The sequence below is a fragment of the Shewanella sp. POL2 genome (assembly GCF_000282755.1).
Lineage (GTDB): Bacteria > Pseudomonadota > Gammaproteobacteria > Enterobacterales > Shewanellaceae > Shewanella > Shewanella xiamenensis.
Genome location: NZ_AKZL01000007.1, coordinates 60,972 through 76,877 on the forward strand (window position 1 = coordinate 60,972; position 15,906 = coordinate 76,877).

Annotated in this window: 17 protein-coding genes and 1 pseudogene; 9 read left to right on the forward strand and 9 right to left on the reverse strand. The window is 48.6% G+C overall.

The window, feature by feature from the left end; translation table 11 throughout:
• Positions 1–15 precede the first annotated feature (15 nt).
• The 3 genes and pseudogenes from SHEWPOL2_RS03075 to SHEWPOL2_RS23155 form a co-directional block, all read right to left on the reverse strand.
• Positions 16–450 carry a DUF2057 family protein gene (locus SHEWPOL2_RS03075; protein ID WP_037425979.1) on the reverse strand — a complete coding sequence of 145 codons (435 nt, stop codon included), beginning with the start codon at positions 448–450 and terminating at the stop codon, positions 16–18.
• 91 nt (positions 451–541) lie between these two features.
• Complete coding sequence (locus tag SHEWPOL2_RS22385; RefSeq protein ID WP_083848295.1) at positions 542–883, reverse strand: hypothetical protein; 342 nt, start codon at positions 881–883, stop codon at positions 542–544.
• A 225-nt stretch (positions 884–1,108) separates the two neighbouring features.
• Positions 1,109–1,580, reverse strand: a pseudogene (locus SHEWPOL2_RS23155) (ISAs1 family transposase); the annotation flags it as partial.
• 1,278 nt (positions 1,581–2,858) lie between these two features.
• Here SHEWPOL2_RS23155 and SHEWPOL2_RS03080 point away from each other — a divergent pair.
• Complete coding sequence (locus SHEWPOL2_RS03080; RefSeq protein ID WP_239642733.1) at positions 2,859–4,493, forward strand: DUF4942 domain-containing protein; 1,635 nt, start codon at positions 2,859–2,861, stop codon at positions 4,491–4,493.
• Positions 4,494–4,531: 38 nt separating this feature from the next.
• Here the strand turns inward: SHEWPOL2_RS03080 and SHEWPOL2_RS03085 are convergent, their stop codons facing one another.
• From SHEWPOL2_RS03085 to SHEWPOL2_RS22390, 3 genes are read right to left on the reverse strand one after another with little or no spacing between them, the layout of a single operon-like run.
• Positions 4,532–5,491 (reverse strand): cation diffusion facilitator family transporter, encoded by a 960-nt coding sequence (locus SHEWPOL2_RS03085; RefSeq protein WP_011638899.1) that lies wholly within the window; start codon positions 5,489–5,491, stop codon positions 4,532–4,534.
• A gap of 19 nt (positions 5,492–5,510) precedes the next feature.
• Positions 5,511–6,077, reverse strand: a complete 567-nt coding sequence (locus SHEWPOL2_RS03090; protein WP_011638900.1) for a recombinase family protein — start codon at positions 6,075–6,077, stop codon at positions 5,511–5,513.
• Between the two features lie 7 nt (positions 6,078–6,084).
• The gene (locus tag SHEWPOL2_RS22390) at positions 6,085–6,366 is read right to left on the reverse strand and encodes a zinc ribbon domain-containing protein (protein WP_037425983.1); all 282 of its coding nucleotides are present in this window, start codon (positions 6,364–6,366) and stop codon (positions 6,085–6,087) included.
• A 210-nt stretch (positions 6,367–6,576) separates the two neighbouring features.
• On the opposite strand from SHEWPOL2_RS22390, the gene SHEWPOL2_RS03100 reads away from it, so the two are divergent.
• The 8 genes from SHEWPOL2_RS03100 (at position 6,577) to SHEWPOL2_RS03135 (ending at position 14,332) form a co-directional block, all read left to right on the forward strand.
• The gene (locus SHEWPOL2_RS03100) at positions 6,577–9,546 is read left to right on the forward strand and encodes a Tn3-like element TnShfr1 family transposase (RefSeq protein WP_037425986.1); all 2,970 of its coding nucleotides are present in this window, start codon (positions 6,577–6,579) and stop codon (positions 9,544–9,546) included.
• A 301-nt stretch (positions 9,547–9,847) separates the two neighbouring features.
• Positions 9,848–10,183 (forward strand): hypothetical protein, encoded by a 336-nt coding sequence (locus tag SHEWPOL2_RS03105; protein WP_239642734.1) that lies wholly within the window; start codon positions 9,848–9,850, stop codon positions 10,181–10,183.
• On the forward strand, positions 10,183–10,431 hold the full coding sequence (locus tag SHEWPOL2_RS03110; protein WP_037425991.1) for a hypothetical protein: 249 nt from the start codon (positions 10,183–10,185) through the stop codon (positions 10,429–10,431). Before SHEWPOL2_RS03105 ends, SHEWPOL2_RS03110 begins: the two co-directional genes overlap by 1 nt.
• Positions 10,432–10,536: 105 nt before the next feature.
• Positions 10,537–11,214: a hypothetical protein gene (locus SHEWPOL2_RS03115; protein WP_011711687.1), complete on the forward strand. Its 678-nt coding sequence runs from the start codon at positions 10,537–10,539 to the stop codon at positions 11,212–11,214.
• 76 nt (positions 11,215–11,290) lie between these two features.
• Positions 11,291–11,875, forward strand: coding sequence for a hypothetical protein (locus SHEWPOL2_RS03120; protein WP_011711688.1), 585 nt, complete (start codon positions 11,291–11,293; stop codon positions 11,873–11,875).
• On the forward strand, positions 11,853–12,968 hold the full coding sequence (locus SHEWPOL2_RS03125) for a tyrosine-type recombinase/integrase (protein WP_011711689.1): 1,116 nt from the start codon (positions 11,853–11,855) through the stop codon (positions 12,966–12,968). The genes SHEWPOL2_RS03120 and SHEWPOL2_RS03125 overlap by 23 nt, the downstream gene beginning before the upstream one ends.
• A 78-nt stretch (positions 12,969–13,046) precedes the next feature.
• Complete coding sequence (locus SHEWPOL2_RS03130) at positions 13,047–13,418, forward strand: DUF2511 domain-containing protein (protein WP_011711690.1); 372 nt, start codon at positions 13,047–13,049, stop codon at positions 13,416–13,418.
• Positions 13,419–13,426: 8 nt separating this feature from the next.
• Positions 13,427–14,332 (forward strand): hypothetical protein, encoded by a 906-nt coding sequence (locus SHEWPOL2_RS03135; protein WP_011711691.1) that lies wholly within the window; start codon positions 13,427–13,429, stop codon positions 14,330–14,332.
• A 9-nt stretch (positions 14,333–14,341) separates the two neighbouring features.
• Here SHEWPOL2_RS03135 and SHEWPOL2_RS03140 read toward each other — a convergent pair whose 3' ends face one another.
• The 3 genes from SHEWPOL2_RS03140 to SHEWPOL2_RS03150 all read right to left on the reverse strand — a co-directional run bounded on the left by SHEWPOL2_RS03140 (position 14,342) and on the right by SHEWPOL2_RS03150 (position 15,898).
• Positions 14,342–14,611, reverse strand: a complete 270-nt coding sequence (locus tag SHEWPOL2_RS03140) for a hypothetical protein (RefSeq protein ID WP_011711692.1) — start codon at positions 14,609–14,611, stop codon at positions 14,342–14,344.
• A gap of 402 nt (positions 14,612–15,013) precedes the next feature.
• Positions 15,014–15,346: a DUF6488 family protein gene (locus SHEWPOL2_RS03145; protein ID WP_037425993.1), complete on the reverse strand. Its 333-nt coding sequence runs from the start codon at positions 15,344–15,346 to the stop codon at positions 15,014–15,016.
• A 21-nt stretch (positions 15,347–15,367) separates the two neighbouring features.
• Positions 15,368–15,898 carry a hypothetical protein gene (locus SHEWPOL2_RS03150; RefSeq protein WP_037425996.1) on the reverse strand — a complete coding sequence of 177 codons (531 nt, stop codon included), beginning with the start codon at positions 15,896–15,898 and terminating at the stop codon, positions 15,368–15,370.
• Between the last annotated feature and the right edge of the window lie 8 nt (positions 15,899–15,906).

Consider the following 15,906-nt stretch of genomic DNA (forward strand, 5'->3'; position numbering starts at 1 on the left):
GCCCTATTTATCCAATTAATGTTTCATCATTTTGCCGTGTTGTTTCATAATGATAGACATTAATTCTTCATGGTTAACCAGCTTCACTGATTCACCTTTTAAGCTAACAGAATCTATTGTGATCTGAGGGGCGTCGATAAATTTACGAGCAGATTTTGTAGTGAAAATATCCTTAGCTCTAACCTGAATATCTTCGTTCTTAGTTAAATTCAAACTCCAATATAATGCATCAGATTTTACAAAATTAGTGTCATCTGCTCCCGTTGAGTAATCATCATAAAACTGAAGTTCAAGCAAATGCTGACCAGGTTCAATGTCAATCTGTCCCTTATTAGCCACAGACTGGCCATCAACGGAAGTAAAAATAAGATAATCAGGTAATGTAATAGTAGCAGCCATTGAAACTGTGCTAGCTAAAGATAAAAGTGTAATTGCGATAAATTTTTTCATAAGAAACTCCAGAAGCTTTATGATGCTCATAAGTAAACGAGCAACGAAAATCTTTATAAATTAATAGTAAGTGATTAATTAAAATAAAGAATTAAGCAATTGGAGGGGGATTTTGACTTCCAAGCGAAGCCGGAGTTGATATCCATAAAGTTGAGTTAACTTTAGAACTTGTGAATAGAGCATTAACTAAATTTGAATCTGATAACAAAACAAATACATTAGCGACTGCATGGCAATGGCTAATACAGTGGCTTGAATCTTCGGGACAACAGTTATCAGTATCATCACAATCATTGTCCATCATAACTGAATGTGACATAGAGCTAGTTTGCATACTTGATTCAGACATTTCGCTAGACATAGCATTATTTGGCATTAATAACTGTATTATTAATGCTAATATAACTGCTAAATTTAACAAAATATTAGTCATGCAATTGTATCCAGTTGAATTATGCGATTAACCATAGCAAATTTTAAAATCAAATTCCATGACATAAGTCACAATCCTAGGTCTATTAAGATATTCAACTTACAATTATTAAACTATTCAATGAATCCTTACCCTGACATAACACTGGGGAGATGCAGACCTGGGCGGGATATGTGCTCTGTACTATGTAGATATGCCCAAGGGATATTGCAGAGAGCACAGGACTCAGGGCCACCGCATGAGTATTTTATTTGTAACCGAGCTACTAAATCCAGTCTTTAATACTACTTTAAGCATCGATGGATTCATCATGCATCGCTTTTGTTTTCTAACAATGCTTATCTTCGTCGGCTCTGCTCCTAACATATTCAAGCTCATATGATGCAGGCATGATAGATTTTCCGCCCCGTGAGCATTGTATATCAGACATACATCCTCACTCATACTGACATCAAGCACCCAGCGCATCGATTCTATGCCCTAATGTTCTCGAACGACTATCGCTGCTTGTTCGGCAATTAACGCCTCAGAACTAATATAATAACGATACTCCAGCTCGATTGGTTTTCCTTTCTCAAGGCGACAACTTTCAACCATAACGTTTTTTTAACCTTTTCCACTTTGAAAAGTCACCGACTAAGTTTTTACTATCAATAACATAGCGCTGGCGACATTCAGTTCCCCCATGACCGTGCTCAATTGCGGATTTGTCCGTATTGTTGGTTTACTTGAAACTGTTTGCTGGAACGGTATATGTACTGGCTCTGTACAAAGTTTTAAGTAAATGCAGCATTTTTAAAAAAAATACTCACATACAAGATCTTAACGTATCATCATTCCGTTTCAAAAACTTGATTTTGTTACTTTATCAAAATAAATACTGTCCATTAATCTGAGCTGAAGTAAGTGCAACAGTTTCTCTTATAGAGATTTCTGGTATATCGAGCTTGAGTAAGCCAACTTAATCACATCATACCGGATTGCAGCTAACGATCATCATTAGCTAGCTCATTATTGAAGAATATTACAGTGACTGGAACAAATTTTTATTATTACATTATTCACGTAAGTTAACTTAAACACGAAGCAATCTTTTAGCAGTGAAGGACTACTGATTACACATTAAAATTCATGTTATTAATAAACGCTCCAATATAATACATGTTGTTATTGGACCATATGTATTGTAGAAGTCCTTAAAATCAATACTCATAGCATATATGTACATAAATAACTCCTCCTAAGCCGTGCACATAGCCTGTTAAACAGTGAGGATGAAAAGTCTTTTATTTATCAGAATAAATAAACAGAGCGTTCTATTTTGCGCAGCAAAATACCATGTTGAAAATAAAATCCCATAAAGCGAATGATACTCTGCAGGGCCGGATTATACATTGTTAAATTGGTTAATAGTTCTTGACGATGTTCCTTATAATTAGGCATTTTTCTGATCCGTCACTGATTTATTACTCTTTTATTAGATTCGTCTTTTCAATACAGCTAAAAGACAATAAGCGCTCTCTGTTTCATGATGTGGGATCTGAAGCTCAGCAATCGATACCAGTACACCCGCGGAGTCAATGCTTGCCCCTGCCCGTCTGTTTTTCCTCGCGTCCGATAATTACAGTTATCGGACATGTATGCCCATAAGCCAAAAACTGCATTAGTGTGACGTCATTATACTAAAGATTGTTGAGGTGTCTGCTCGGCGTAGGTGCCGCCATGTATTAGCGTAATGTCACTATATTAAACTGGGTGAAATGGAGGGTTTTTTCGCGCTTTGCCGAGTATAATCCTTTTTAACTCGGACCTTGCATGTTTTTCAGGCGTTAACTAAGAATTTTCATGATTAATTAGTGCGTGGCGCATACTAAACTTTTAATGTTTAGTGTAGTGACGCTGTATTAATGTCAAAATTTGCGTGAATTTTAAAGCGTGAGATAGTTTGAACATCGAAACTTCTTAGGGTGTCCAAATGTCTCATTCTGTCATGTTAGCCGACCAAGGCGAGTTTAACTTTTCAACCGCTCAACGTGTTAGGCACTTGAAGGCAGAGGACCAGGATTTTGAATGGTATCCGTCTTCTCAGCACATTATTGATGTTGTTCGAAATGATTTGGTTAAGTCTAATTTCTTAGAATCTTATAACAGGGAGTCATCGTTGCTAGACATTGGTGCCGGTGATGGTCGAGTGCTTAGCGCCCTGAACATGCCGTTAGAGGACCGTCGCGGCGAAATGAGCCCACCTTTTTACAACCTGTACGCGATTGAAAAGAGCCTTGTTCATTGCAGCCAGCTCGATAAAAAAGTGTTGGTTATTGGCACTGACTTTAATCAGCAAACCCTTGTTGATAAGCCCGTTGGCGTCATTTTCTGCAACCCTCCTTATTCGGCCTTTGAGCAATGGGCTACCCGTGTCATTTCCGAAGCTAATGCCGAAGTGTGTTATCTGGTATTGCCGAAGCGCTGGTCTAACAGTCAAGATATCGAAAATGCGATTACAATGCGTGAAGCCGAAGCCGAGGTCATTGGGACATTCGATTTTCAAAATGATTGTGATCGCGAAACTCGTCATTCGGTACGGGTAGACATTATTCGTGTGAATTTAGGTTATAAAAATCATCGCCAATGCAAGGTTGACCCTTTCAAAGCGTTCTTTGACGCCAACTTTGACCTAGAACTAGCTGAAAGTGATTATTCTGCAAAATTCAGAGGGCCATCCGACTCGACTAAGCAAAAGCTAAATGAATTAGTTCCTGGTGCCGACATGGTAAAGGCTATGCAATCACTTTACGATCATCAGATGGCCAAGCTAATGGATACCTATAGCGCACTCTCAGAAATTGATCCTGATTTACTGCGAGAACTAGAAGTTTCTAAGGCGTCGGTGCTGGAAAGTCTCAAACTCAAAATCAAGAGTCTCAAAAGTTTGTTTTGGAAAGAGTTGTTCGCTAAATTTGATGCGCTGACTTCTCGCCTGACTTCATCTAATCGTAAGGGGTTATTAGAGCTGTTAGAGAGGCACGTAAGCGTCGACTTCACCGCTGAGAACGCATACGCGATAGCTCAATGGGCAATAAAACACGCTGATGCTCTTCAAGATGATCAGTTCAAAGATTTCTACCTATCTATGAGCCAAGCCGCAAACGTGGTTAATTATTCCAGTAACCAACGCACCTTCAAATACGACAGATGGCGTTATCGGGAGCTTGTGATGAATGGTCAAATCTCTCATTTTAAACTCGACTACCGTTGTGTAATGGAAAATGTTGGCGGCATCGTTAATGGTTACGACTATAACAGCTATTACAACCAGTGCGGTTTGTCTGTTCGTGCAATCGAATTTATCACCGATTTTGTCACCATCGCTGGCAATCTTGGTTTCGATACACGCGGCACACCTAAACCTTATGAGTTCAAATGGGCCAGCAACAAAGCCCACGACTTTAGATACATACAATCTAACGGCTCTAGCGAGGTACTGTTCTCAGTTCGTGCGTACCTTAACGGTAACCTACATATTAAGATGAACCCTAAGTTGGCGCTAAAGTTAAATGTAGTGGCTGGTAAGTTGGGGTCGTCTCAGAAAACGGAAAAAATCGTACGCTAAGACCGGTTTGGCTAGCCGGGTAGTAGGAGTCCCATTAGTCACGCCTGCCGGGCTGCGGCTTGGTCTGGTTGAGAACTCGGTTCTTTGTGGCGATGATCCACGAAGTTGCACCCATCGACGCTGTGTTCACAGGCAACAATCTCCAGTTGCAGCGTCGTATGGAAGATGCTGAATCGGTCAGCCAGCAACAACTTGAGGGTTTTGAGCAACTCGTCGGGCCCTATTTCCGGCGCATACACGATATGAGCGGTCATGCTGACCTTGCCGCTCGTGAGCGCCCATACGTGCAAGTCATGCAGCCCTGTCACGCCTGGCACGGCCTGAACAGATGCCATCAAGGCTCCCATGTCAATGCCGTCTGGGACTCCCTCCAGCAAGACATTCAGGCTTTCCTTGAGTAGCAGCCAAGTTCGTGGCAGCACCCATAGCCCGATTGCCACGGCGACGACCGCATCTACCCACACCCAGCCGGTGAATCGGATGACCAGCGCAGCTCCGATCACGCCGATGGAGCCAATCATGTCGCTCCAGACCTCCAGATAAGCGCCTTTGACGTTGAGGCTCTTGTCCTTGCCGCCCTGAAGCATACGCATGCTGATGAGGTTGACGATCAGACCCAGCACTGCTACCACCAGCATCCCGCTGGACTGAACCTGCGCTGGCTCGCGCAAACGCTGCCAGCCCTCATACAGGATGTAGCCAGCGACGCCGAAGAGCAACAGGGCGTTGAATGCGGCCGCAAGGATTTCGAAGCGGTAGTAGCCATAGGTGCGCTTGGCATCGGCTGGCCGTCTCGCCACCCGTACAGCCGCCAAGGCGATGGCCAGCGCCGCTGCATCCGTGAACATGTGCGCCGCATCTGAGAGCAGGGCCAGGCTGTTGAAAACGATGCCTGCGGCGACTTCGGCCAGCAAGAAGCTCCCGGTCAGCGCCAGGGCGATCCAGAGCGATTTTTCATTGCGCTCGCTGGGTAGGGCATGGGTGTGACCGGTGCTCATTTTCGTCCTTCTTCTGAGTTCATTTTTGTTCAGCGTGACCGGAAGCCGGCACCCAGCGATACAACGTCGGGATTGAGACCCCGAGGTTCTTGGCCACGTCCTTGGGAGCGATCCCGCTGGCGAGCAGCTTCTTGGCCGATTCAATCTTGCTTTTGGTCATCTTCGGTTTGCGCCCTCCCTTGCGGCCTGACAGCCGGGCGACCGCCAATCCTGCTCGGGTCCGCTCCACCGTCAGCTCGCGCTCCATTTCGGCGAGGCTGGCCATGACGTGAAAGAAGAACCGTCCCGACGGCGTGCCGGTGTCGATGGCGTCGGTGAGACTCTTGAACTGGATGCTCTGCTTGTGCAACTCGCTGACCAGATCGACCAATTGCTTGACGCTGCGGCCCAGGCGATCCAGCTTCCAGACGACCAGCGTGTCTCCCTTGCGTAGCATTTCAAGCGCCTTGGCCAAGCCGGGGCGCTCGGCTCTCGTGCCGCTTAATTTGTCCTCAAAGAGCTTTTGGCACCCGGCCTGGGTCAAGGCCTCCCGCTGTAGCTCCAGGTTCTGATCCTGCGTCGAGACGCGCGCATAGCCAACCAGCATGGCACGGTCAGACCGCTGCCTTGCCGCACTGAGCGCAAAACTTCGCACCCGGTTGCAGTGTGGTTCCACATTGCGCGTAAGCCGAAGGAACCAACGAAGTCCCGCACTGCTGGCAGAAGCGAGCGCCTGGCGCGTTAGATGCCTTGCAGTTGGGGCAAGCAAGGCCGCCATTACCCCACCCGCCCGCTGGAGGCCCGCCGCTTCCGTACCCACCGCCACCACCGTGATGCCCACCACCGCTGTAACCACCACCGTGGTGGCCACCGAAAAGTCTGTCAAAAATACCCATGAGTCTTTCTCCTTTCGTAAACACGTCAAAGCCACTTGGGGCAGCGGTTGGCTACATCCCTATTTCTCGAAACGCGTTGATATGATAAGAATTCAAGAATAAAGTTTCAAGAACTGTTTTCGAGAATCGCAACGCATTGATTTGCTGTACCGCGCCAGAGGGTTGAGCGGGATTGTCGCAAACCTACGTTTTTGAGAAGAAGGAGACTGCATGCCCCGCCGTTCAATCCTCTCCGCCGCAGAGCGCGACAGTCTCTTGGCGTTGCCCGATACCCAAGACGAACTCATCCGGCTCTACACGTTCAGCGAACCCGACCTGTCACTAATCCGCCAGCGGCGCGGTGACGCCAACCGCCTGGGTGTCGCGGTGCAATTATGCTTATTGCGCTTTCCCGGTCAGGGCCTGCTGCCCGACGCTGCGGTGCCGATGCCCCTGCTGCAATGGATCGGACGGCAACTGCGCATCGATCCATCGTGCTGGCCACAGTATGCAGAGAGGGAAGAAACCCGGCGCGAGCATCTGCTTGAGCTGCGTGCATATTTGGGCATGGAGCCGTTCGGCCTGGCGCACTATCGGCAGGCTGTCCATGCCGCGACCGAGTTGGCCTTGCAAACCGACAAGGGCATCATGCTGGCCAACAGTGTTCTCGACGACCTGCGGCACCGACACGTCATCTTGCCGACGCTGGATGTTGTCGAGCGCGTCTGTGCCGAGGCGATCACCCGCGCCAACCGGCAAATCTACGAAACCTTGTCCGAACCGCTATCGGACGCGCATCGTCGCCGCCTTGACGATCTGCTCAAACGCCGGGACAACGGCAAAACGACCTGGCTGGCCTGGCTGCGCCAGTCACCCGTCAAGCCCAATTCGCGGCACATGCTCGAACACATCGAACGCCTCAAGGCATGGCAGGCGCTCGACCTGCCTTCCGGCGTCGAGCGGTCGGTGCACCAGAATCGCCTGCTCAAGATCGCCCGCGAGGGTGGCCAGATGACACCCGCCGACCTGGCCAAGTTCGAGGCGCAGCGGCGCTACGCCACCCTGGTCGCGCTCGCCATCGAGGGTATGGCCACCGTCACCGATGAAATCATCGACCTGCATGATCGAATCCTGGGCAAGCTGTTCAACGCCGCCAAGAACAAGCATCAGCAGCAGTTCCAGGCATCCGGCAAGGCGATCAACGCCAAGGTGCGGCTGTTTGGGCGCATCGGTCAGGCGCTGATCGAGGCCAAGCAAGCGGGCCGCGATCCGTTCGCCGCAATCGAGGGCGTACTATCCTGGGATGCTTTCGCCGAAAATGTCACCGAAGCGCAGAAGCTCGCGCAGCCCGAGGACTTCGATTTCCTGCACCGCATCGGCGAGAGCTACGCCACGTTACGCCGGTACGCGCCGGAATTCCTCGCCGTGCTCAAGCTGCGGGCTGCGCCCGCTGCCAAGGATGTGCTGGACGCCATCGAGGTGCTGCGCGGCATGAACAGCGACAACGCACGCAAGGTGCCTGCCGATGCGCCGACCGACTTCATCAAGCCGCGCTGGCAGAAGCTGGTGATGACCGATGCCGGCATCGACCGGCGCTACTACGAGTTGTGCGCACTGTCGGAACTGAAGAACGCGCTGCGCTCCGGCGACATCTGGGTGCAAGGCTCACGCCAGTTCAAGGATTTCGAGGACTACCTGGTACCGCCTGTGAAATTCGCCAGCCTCAAGCTGGCCAGCGAACTGCCGCTGGCTGTGGTCACCAACTGCGACCAGTACCTGCATGACCGGCTGACGCTGCTAGAAACACAGCTTGCGACCGTCAACCGCATGGCGGCGGCCAACGACCTGCCGGACGCCATCATCACCGAGTCTGGCCTGAAGATCACGTCTCTGGATGCGGCGGTGCCTGACACCGCGCAGGCGCTGATCGACCAGACCGCGATGATCCTGCCGCACATCAAGATCACCGAACTGCTTATGGAAGTGGATGAATGGACGGGCTTCACCCGCCACTTTACGCACCTGAAATCGGGCGACCTGGCCAAGGACAAGAACCTGCTGCTGACCACCATACTGGCCGACGCGATCAATCTCGGCCTGACCAAGATGGCCGAGTCCTGTCCCGGCACAACGTATGCCAAGCTCGCCTGGCTACAAGCCTGGCATACCCGCGATGAAACCTATTCGACGGCGCTGGCCGAATTGGTGAACGCGCAGTTCCGGCATCCCTTCGCCGAGCATTGGGGTGACGGCACCACGTCATCGTCGGACGGCCAGAACTTCCGCACCGGCAGCAAGGCCGAGAGCACCGGGCACATCAACCCGAAATATGGCAGCAGCCCAGGGCGGACGTTTTACACGCACATCTCCGACCAGTACGCGCCGTTCCACACCAAGGTCGTGAACGTCGGCGTGCGCGACTCGACCTACGTGCTCGACGGCCTGCTGTACCACGAGTCCGACCTGCGCATCGAGGAGCACTACACCGACACGGCGGGCTTCACCGATCATGTCTTTGCCCTCATGCATCTGCTGGGCTTCCGCTTCGCGCCGCGCATCCGCGCCCTGGGCGACACCAAGCTGTTCATCCCTAAGGGTGAAGCCAGTTACGACGCACTCAGACCGACGATTAGCAGCGACAAGTTGAACATCAAGGCTATTCGTGCCCATTGGGATGAAATCCTGCGCCTGGCTACCTCGATCAAACAGGGCACGGTGACGGCCTCGCTGATGTTGCGCAAGCTCGGCAGCTACCCGCGCCAGAACGGCCTGGCCGTTGCGCTGCGCGAGCTGGGGCGCATCGAGCGCACGCTGTTCATCTTGGACTGGCTGCAAAGCGTGGAACTACGCCGTCGTGTGCATGCCGGATTGAACAAGGGCGAAGCCCGCAATGCGCTGGCCAGGGCGGTGTTCTTCAACCGGCTGGGCGAAATCCGCGACCGCAGTTTCGAGCAGCAGCGCTACCGGGCCAGTGGCCTCAACCTGGTGACGGCGGCCATCGTGCTGTGGAACACGGTCTACCTGGAGCGCGCCGCGAATGCTTTGCGCGGCCACGGCCATGGTGTCGATGAAGGGCTGTTGCAGTACCTGTCGCCGCTGGGTTGGGAGCATATCAACCTGACCGGCGATTACCTCTGGCGCAGTAGCTCCAAAGTAGGCGTGGGGAAATTCCGACCGCTACGTCCGCTCTCTGGGTCTTAGCGTACGATTTTTTCCGTTTTCTGAGGTGACCCCAAGTTGTTTGGCTGGGTTCGTAGCGCAGAAGAAGCGGCGGCTGAAATGGAGGCTCCAGCATCTCAGGTCGTGGAAGTTACTGAAATGTTCGGCCATTCGTTATCGTTAACGCATAACTATCAAAACCTTTTGATGGCGGCTTAATCCCTCCCATTCAGACGGCGCAAAGTTCAATTTTTGCGCCGTTTTGCATTTGTGAGATCCTTTAATCAGATAAGAAATTCAGTTATTAGAGGTGACTATATTTGCTGCATATTTGGTTATAGGTGTGTTTGGGTTCGTCGCTGGCCTAATTGTTTTGCTCAACAAAGGTAACCCATTACCAGCGGCAATTCCTCGTGCAGCATCGCTTAAGTTCATCCCAAGTAAGATCCCATGTGTTGCTAATCAATACCCCGAAGTATGTGATGATACAGGTTTGAAACGTAGAACGGGCGCTTACCATGATTATCTTATCAATCCAGCTACAGGGTTGCTTACGCTGAACGGCGCTTTGGATGTGGCAGGTAATCCTTTAGGAGCTGACTTGACTCATTCAGGCATCGATAGCGGTCACGACTTTGACCATGACTTTGGTATGAATCGTTTTGGGAATGATTTTTAATGGAATTATTGGAGACTACTCAATCGGTTGCAGGCCAATTCTATGCGTTACAGCAAGAGCTGGTTTCGTTGAAGTCGACGCTAATTTTGCCCTGTAGTGAGAAAAAGCTGCCCAACCACGCGCTCGCCTTTGATTTGTACCAAGGCACGGGGTATCTGAGCATCGTGAAGCAATGGAGCAGGTATAGCATTAGCGCGGGGATTAAACGGTTTGGCCTTAGCGGTGAAGCAATGCCCGTTACGGCATGATTGAAGCAAGGTTGTAATATTAAAATCCTGTAGAATTTACTCAAAATTTGCCAGAAATTGAACCTATGCAATGATGATCTTACATTAATAACTGAGAGAAATTAGATGCAAATTAGCCCAAGTATTTACCTTGACCAAGCGACCAGTTTGTTAGCTCCCCTGCCGTTCCTAGAGGACAACGGCGACGCGGATAGCTACTATCAGGAATACAGCTTTTACGTCGATACGCCTAACCCGCTGGTTAAACTGGAACTCGCAGTAATGGTCAATGCCGAGGTGCTGACCGATAGCGACCATGCCCCCATCGTGTTCACCTACGGCATTAACCTTGGCCAAGGTAACGGTATTGAGGATGGTGCCAATTTCTACGTCGAGGACATCGAGGCTATCAAGTCTGGCGACTTCGAACCAATTAACTCGGTTGAATTAGCTCTTCTTCAAGGGGCCATCCCTATGCTGGATAAGATTGTTAGTGCCTTGCAAAGCAATCCACTGGTCTGGAAGGTGGTGAGCCAACAGCTATCAAAAATCGTCTCTGGCATCATCACCCGCCCATCAAGCCCGAATGAACCAGATTTTTTGACAGGGGCACTTGTTGAATGTGATCTCCAAATTCAGGACTTAGATGGCACACAAATAACTATAGTACCTGCGCCGCAAGGAGGATGGACTCATGACAGCCTTGAAGCGCTGGACTGTGATGCATTGGCAGGTGGTCAAGCATGGAATGCGTATCTACTTTACGGTGTATTACCTCAATGGGTAGGCTGCTCAGAAATCTAACTAAACTTGTTTGATTTAGTTAGTGTGTGTCTCTATACTAAAAACATAATTATTAGTGTAGAGACGCCATACTAAAATGAATGACACTACCTCCCCACTCAAATCTGACTCATTAGGCCCAGCTTGGACGTATCACGCCCTCCCCTCTGACGTCAGTTCGCGACCCAAGGGACGCACATTAAGACTGTTAGCGGCAAGTGAAGCTGCAAGCCCACAAGTACGTGATTTACTCTCGCGCATGATCGGTAACACTTACAACCAGATAGAGAAAACCGAGTGGTTTACTTCGCAGTTCTTAAATGGCACTCCGACCCTCACTGTGACATTCCGTCAGTTAATGCGAGAAACCGAACCCACCAAATCCAAGCCGTTACCACAGGAAACCGCGCTGCATTCATTGAATGTCTGTCTTAATTCCATTTTCTCGGATTCAGGTTGGAAGCTGGTACGTCGGCGCATCTCTCAAATCGAGCGGGTTCAAAAGACGACTCGACCTGTGATCAGCAAGAACCAATACGACAAGCTAGTTCTTTTCAAGGATACGATTGGCGCAAAATCCGTGGATGCTGCGATTGATGAATTACTGAGTTTTTACAAGGACGAACACCCCGCATTTTCAGCAGACAGGGAGGCATTAGGTGAGCTTATTAACTACGAATAATCACAGCGTTGCACTGTCCTATGGCGAACCTCCGTCAACGCTTAACGATTCGTTAAAAGACAGTTATCAGCGCTCTACTGACGAGCTACAGGCGCTATTGTCAAAGCCTCTGGCTCAGTTAACCGATGCAGACAAGCTCCGCATTCGGGAGATTACACAGGCAAAACTCAAGCACTTTCTTGATAATGGCCACCGTACCCGCAGGGCTAATACATGGCGAGCACTAATGAGCCGGTGGGCTAAGTTTGAAAGTTGGTGTCTTACAAATAACCTAACCCCGTTGCCTGCGACCCCCGAGGTAGTGGCCACATTCATTGAGTACTACCAGGCATCGTCGTACACCACCTTATCTCAATATGCTTGGGCGATTAACAGTTTCCATGTGGAGTGTGGTTTGTTGTCCCCTGTGAGCAGTAAGACCGTGCAAGACAAGCAGAATGAAATCAGAATAGTAAAGCTCGAGTCAGGCGGTTTAGCGCAAGAGCAGGCAACGCCTTTTAGACTTCATCACCTGCAGATGCTCATAGAATCGTATGGCGAGAGTGAGAGGTTATTAGACAAGCGCAATTTGGCGTTGCTGAACATCGCCTATGAATCGTTGCTTCGTGAATCCGAGCTGCTTCGGATCAAAGTAGGCCATCTCAAATCCACTTTTGAAGGCGATTATGTGTTGTCAGTGCCTTACACCAAAACCAATGACTCGGGTGAAGAAGAGGTAGTGAACATTACACCGCTAGGCTTCAAATTGATTCAGAGGTACATCCAAGGTGCTGGGCTGACTAAGGAAGACTACTTGTTTCAGCCGATTGGCCGGAGCAATAAAGTCTCGGTTCAAGCCAAGCCGATGTCCACCCGTACAGTGGACCGAGTATTTCTGTGGGCATTCGAGAGTTTAGGAATCGACCGTCATTCTGCTTGGTCAGGGCATAGTGCCAGGATTGGCGCCGCACAGGACTTACTTGCCGCAGGCTATTCGATAGCCCAAATCCAAGAGAACGGTCGTTGGAAAAGCCCAATGATGGTATTGCGGTACGGCAAAGACATTAAGGCAAAGGAAAGTGCGATGGCCAAGATGTTGGCAGAAAGACGGTAGTCAGATTCAACCTCCATTTCTATGTGAACCTGACAATTATTGGCGTAATATTAGTAGGTTAAACAATTTAAAACAGGAATGGGAACTGTGAAGAAAGCGATTATTCTCTCATTACTGGCATTAAGCCCAACTTTAAACGCTAAAGAAATTCATCAAAGTAGTTATGGGGAAAGTTGGCCGTTTACTGTCGAAAGCGGAGAACTTGGCTGCTACGACCAGGCAGTGATTTTTATCGCAAATGATAAAGAATATGCGGTAAACGGTGTTGCCCAAAGCAAGGGTTATGATTCTATTGAGCCAATTTGGAAAGAGGATAGTTCTTTATTGGAATACCTAAAGGCAATAGCTAAAAAGGAAAATAAAACTCTTCGACAAGTTCAGGATGAAATGGGTGCATCCCGCGTTAATATCGGACCGATCCTTCAAGAAGGCTTAAAACTTTGTAAGTAGCTTACCTTATGAACCTAATCCCCTTCGGCCTTCGTAGTGATGGCTTGTATATAGATGCAGAGGACGCAACGCGGGGTAAGTCCTGTGATTGTACTTGCCCATCATGCGGTATTGCCTTAATCGCACGGCAGGGTGACGTTAATGCGTTCCACTTTGCCCATGACTCCAAAGGTGCGAGTAAGGAAGAGATTGAGGCCTGCAAATACTCGTTTTATGTCTCAGTTCGCTACATGCTGAAGCAGCTTCTACAGGGGACAGGCTTGTTATTGTTGCCACCTCTCGAGATTGACCATCACGGCCAAACGCACGTCATTACCAAAAGTTTGCCAATCACGGTGGAGCCCAAGGACATAACGCCTGATAGTTATGAGCAGGATATTATGTTTGACTTAATCTTTACGGTCTCAGGCCGCAAGCTATGCCTATACATTAGCCATCCTGGTCGCCCCGCGCCGATATATAACAATCTATCAAGAGATCAGCACACGGCGGTACTAGGGCTTGATTTAATTCCTTTCTCAAAGATATTTAATGAGTTTTACAAACTAAAATCAGCTCAAACACTACTGCGCGAATGGCTTGAAACGTCCATTAAGGGCAAGCATTGGATTTACAATCCAAGGCGCAATGCGTGGTTTGAGCATCAACAGGCTAAGGCTCCAGCTGTTCAGGAGCAGCAACAGCAACAAGTTCTGGTACAAACCAAGACTACCCGTGATCGGATTAAAGAGCAGATTGCCAAAATGGACAGGTTGAACGTAGTCGCTATATATCGCTGCGTTTTTTGTCAGTTGGACTTTGAAGGCAGTGCGTTACTCAACTACTGCCCCAAGTGTAATGACCATCTAAGTGTGAAAAGAAAATCGGAGATTGCGGCTCAAACTCCACCTAAAGGCAAGTATCGGTATCGATGACTCTATGATTTATTCAAGTAACGTCAACTTATAGCCAAGCGGTGTAAACCAATGCCTACGGCCCGTGTCTAAATTGCGAACAAAATACCAATCTTCCGACTTAAGGTGTTCTGGTAGGGACTCAATCGTGGAGATTTCACCGTCATCCACCAGCACTTTCTCTGGCTTTGGAAGCACCTCTAATTGGCGCCGTTTCTCGGGAAATTCCACCAAACTGCCATCAACGTCATCGAAGGATGAAGCAGGATACACCGCTAAAAATTTTTGGCCGGTTTGCATGTTACTGCCTCATTTTATTTAAGTGTGTAATGCTGGACTTTGACATTCGGGATCACGATTGAATGATTGAATGTCTCGGGGTTGATGTTGGAGAGGAATAAAGTTCTAAACTGAACAGCCAAGAACTCTAGCTCGTATCGTTCTAGATTAAATATGGCCAAAAATAAAGATTCATACTAATTGCCACAACTTAGTCCGAACCGTGCCACAATCGAGTATTAAAGTATCATACTCCTTGTGGCTTACTTCGGGACAAAGTGAGTTAGACTGTTAACTCAGATTAATTGGGTTCAGATTACAAAATGTATTGCTAAGAACGATATTTGATTTAATAAAAGTAAACCGCTTGCAGGGTTATTGCACTGTCTGTTGCCCATAACATAGACAGTGCAATCTTGGCGACTAGAACTTGTTCGTGTCTTTGACTTCTAAAAGCTCGCCGTTACTGGCTATTTTGAGAAAAAATTGTTTTTGAGTCGTTGGGTTAACGGCACTGACCACGTAGTAATTGCCTTCAAAGCTGACGATTGATAATTGTGCCTCAGGCAAGTTTTTCCATGTTCCCTCTAATTTACCCACCTCAAAACCAAAGTCTTTAAATGTCATTTGATTAAGCGATTTAGCTGCCACCTTTAAGGCACCTTGACCGCTGATCACTCCGTGATCCGCATGGGCCAATACATTGCCACTCATTAACGCTGTGCATAGGGTGAATACTGACAATAATTTTTTCATCGTTTTCTCCAAATTTGCCAATTATTGTTTTAAACCAATGACTTCATATTGTCCTTTTACCTGTAACTGAACGGCAATAGGCTTATCTGTCTTGTTTTTCCAATACCAACCATGTGACCCCGCGAAAGGCGCAGTAAAGCTCCCTTTCATTTCATTTGATGTCGCTATGGTGTAACTCTCAAAATAGCCAGTGGTATCTCCCTCAGGTTCTCCATGGAGGTCAAAATACAAAGCATCGCCATCGGTCATCCATTCGTAGGTCATTTTGGCATACTGCGGCATGGCAAATTTATATTCGACACCGCGCCCCGCCGGAACCAACACTTCAATGGTTTGAAACTCCGTATTATTTGCTTGGGTTCCCATCACCGCAGCAGCACCATCCGCTTCTGCGGCCTGTGCAATTGAGGTTAATCCCAGCTTTTGACCTACGCCTGTAGGATCGATGTTGTACTCGGCTGGCAGAATAAAAGTGACCAGCGCAATGGCCGCCACTACCGTTGCCGATACGCTCGCTTTGACCAAGATTTTTGAACTTACAGTGTGTTGCATAATCTTCT

Excerpts from the sequence above, each read along its gene's own strand:
- SHEWPOL2_RS03075 (WP_037425979.1), bottom strand. The coding sequence starts at position 450 with ATGAAAAAATTTATCGCAATTACACTTTTATCTTTAGCTAGCACAGTT.
- SHEWPOL2_RS22385 (WP_083848295.1), bottom strand. The coding sequence starts at position 883 with ATGACTAATATTTTGTTAAATTTAGCAGTTATATTAGCATTAATAATA.
- SHEWPOL2_RS03080 (WP_239642733.1), top strand. The coding sequence starts at position 2,859 with ATGTCTCATTCTGTCATGTTAGCCGACCAAGGCGAGTTTAACTTTTCA.
- SHEWPOL2_RS03085 (WP_011638899.1), bottom strand. The coding sequence starts at position 5,491 with ATGAGCACCGGTCACACCCATGCCCTACCCAGCGAGCGCAATGAAAAA.
- SHEWPOL2_RS03090 (WP_011638900.1), bottom strand. The coding sequence starts at position 6,077 with ATGCTGGTTGGCTATGCGCGCGTCTCGACGCAGGATCAGAACCTGGAG.
- SHEWPOL2_RS22390 (WP_037425983.1), bottom strand. The coding sequence starts at position 6,366 with ATGGGTATTTTTGACAGACTTTTCGGTGGCCACCACGGTGGTGGTTAC.
- SHEWPOL2_RS03100 (WP_037425986.1), top strand. The coding sequence starts at position 6,577 with ATGCCCCGCCGTTCAATCCTCTCCGCCGCAGAGCGCGACAGTCTCTTG.
- SHEWPOL2_RS03110 (WP_037425991.1), top strand. The coding sequence starts at position 10,183 with ATGGAATTATTGGAGACTACTCAATCGGTTGCAGGCCAATTCTATGCG.
- SHEWPOL2_RS03115 (WP_011711687.1), top strand. The coding sequence starts at position 10,537 with ATGCAAATTAGCCCAAGTATTTACCTTGACCAAGCGACCAGTTTGTTA.
- SHEWPOL2_RS03120 (WP_011711688.1), top strand. The coding sequence starts at position 11,291 with ATGAATGACACTACCTCCCCACTCAAATCTGACTCATTAGGCCCAGCT.
- SHEWPOL2_RS03130 (WP_011711690.1), top strand. The coding sequence starts at position 13,047 with ATGGGAACTGTGAAGAAAGCGATTATTCTCTCATTACTGGCATTAAGC.
- SHEWPOL2_RS03135 (WP_011711691.1), top strand. The coding sequence starts at position 13,427 with ATGAACCTAATCCCCTTCGGCCTTCGTAGTGATGGCTTGTATATAGAT.
- SHEWPOL2_RS03140 (WP_011711692.1), bottom strand. The coding sequence starts at position 14,611 with ATGCAAACCGGCCAAAAATTTTTAGCGGTGTATCCTGCTTCATCCTTC.
- SHEWPOL2_RS03145 (WP_037425993.1), bottom strand. The coding sequence starts at position 15,346 with ATGAAAAAATTATTGTCAGTATTCACCCTATGCACAGCGTTAATGAGT.
- SHEWPOL2_RS03150 (WP_037425996.1), bottom strand. The coding sequence starts at position 15,898 with ATGCAACACACTGTAAGTTCAAAAATCTTGGTCAAAGCGAGCGTATCG.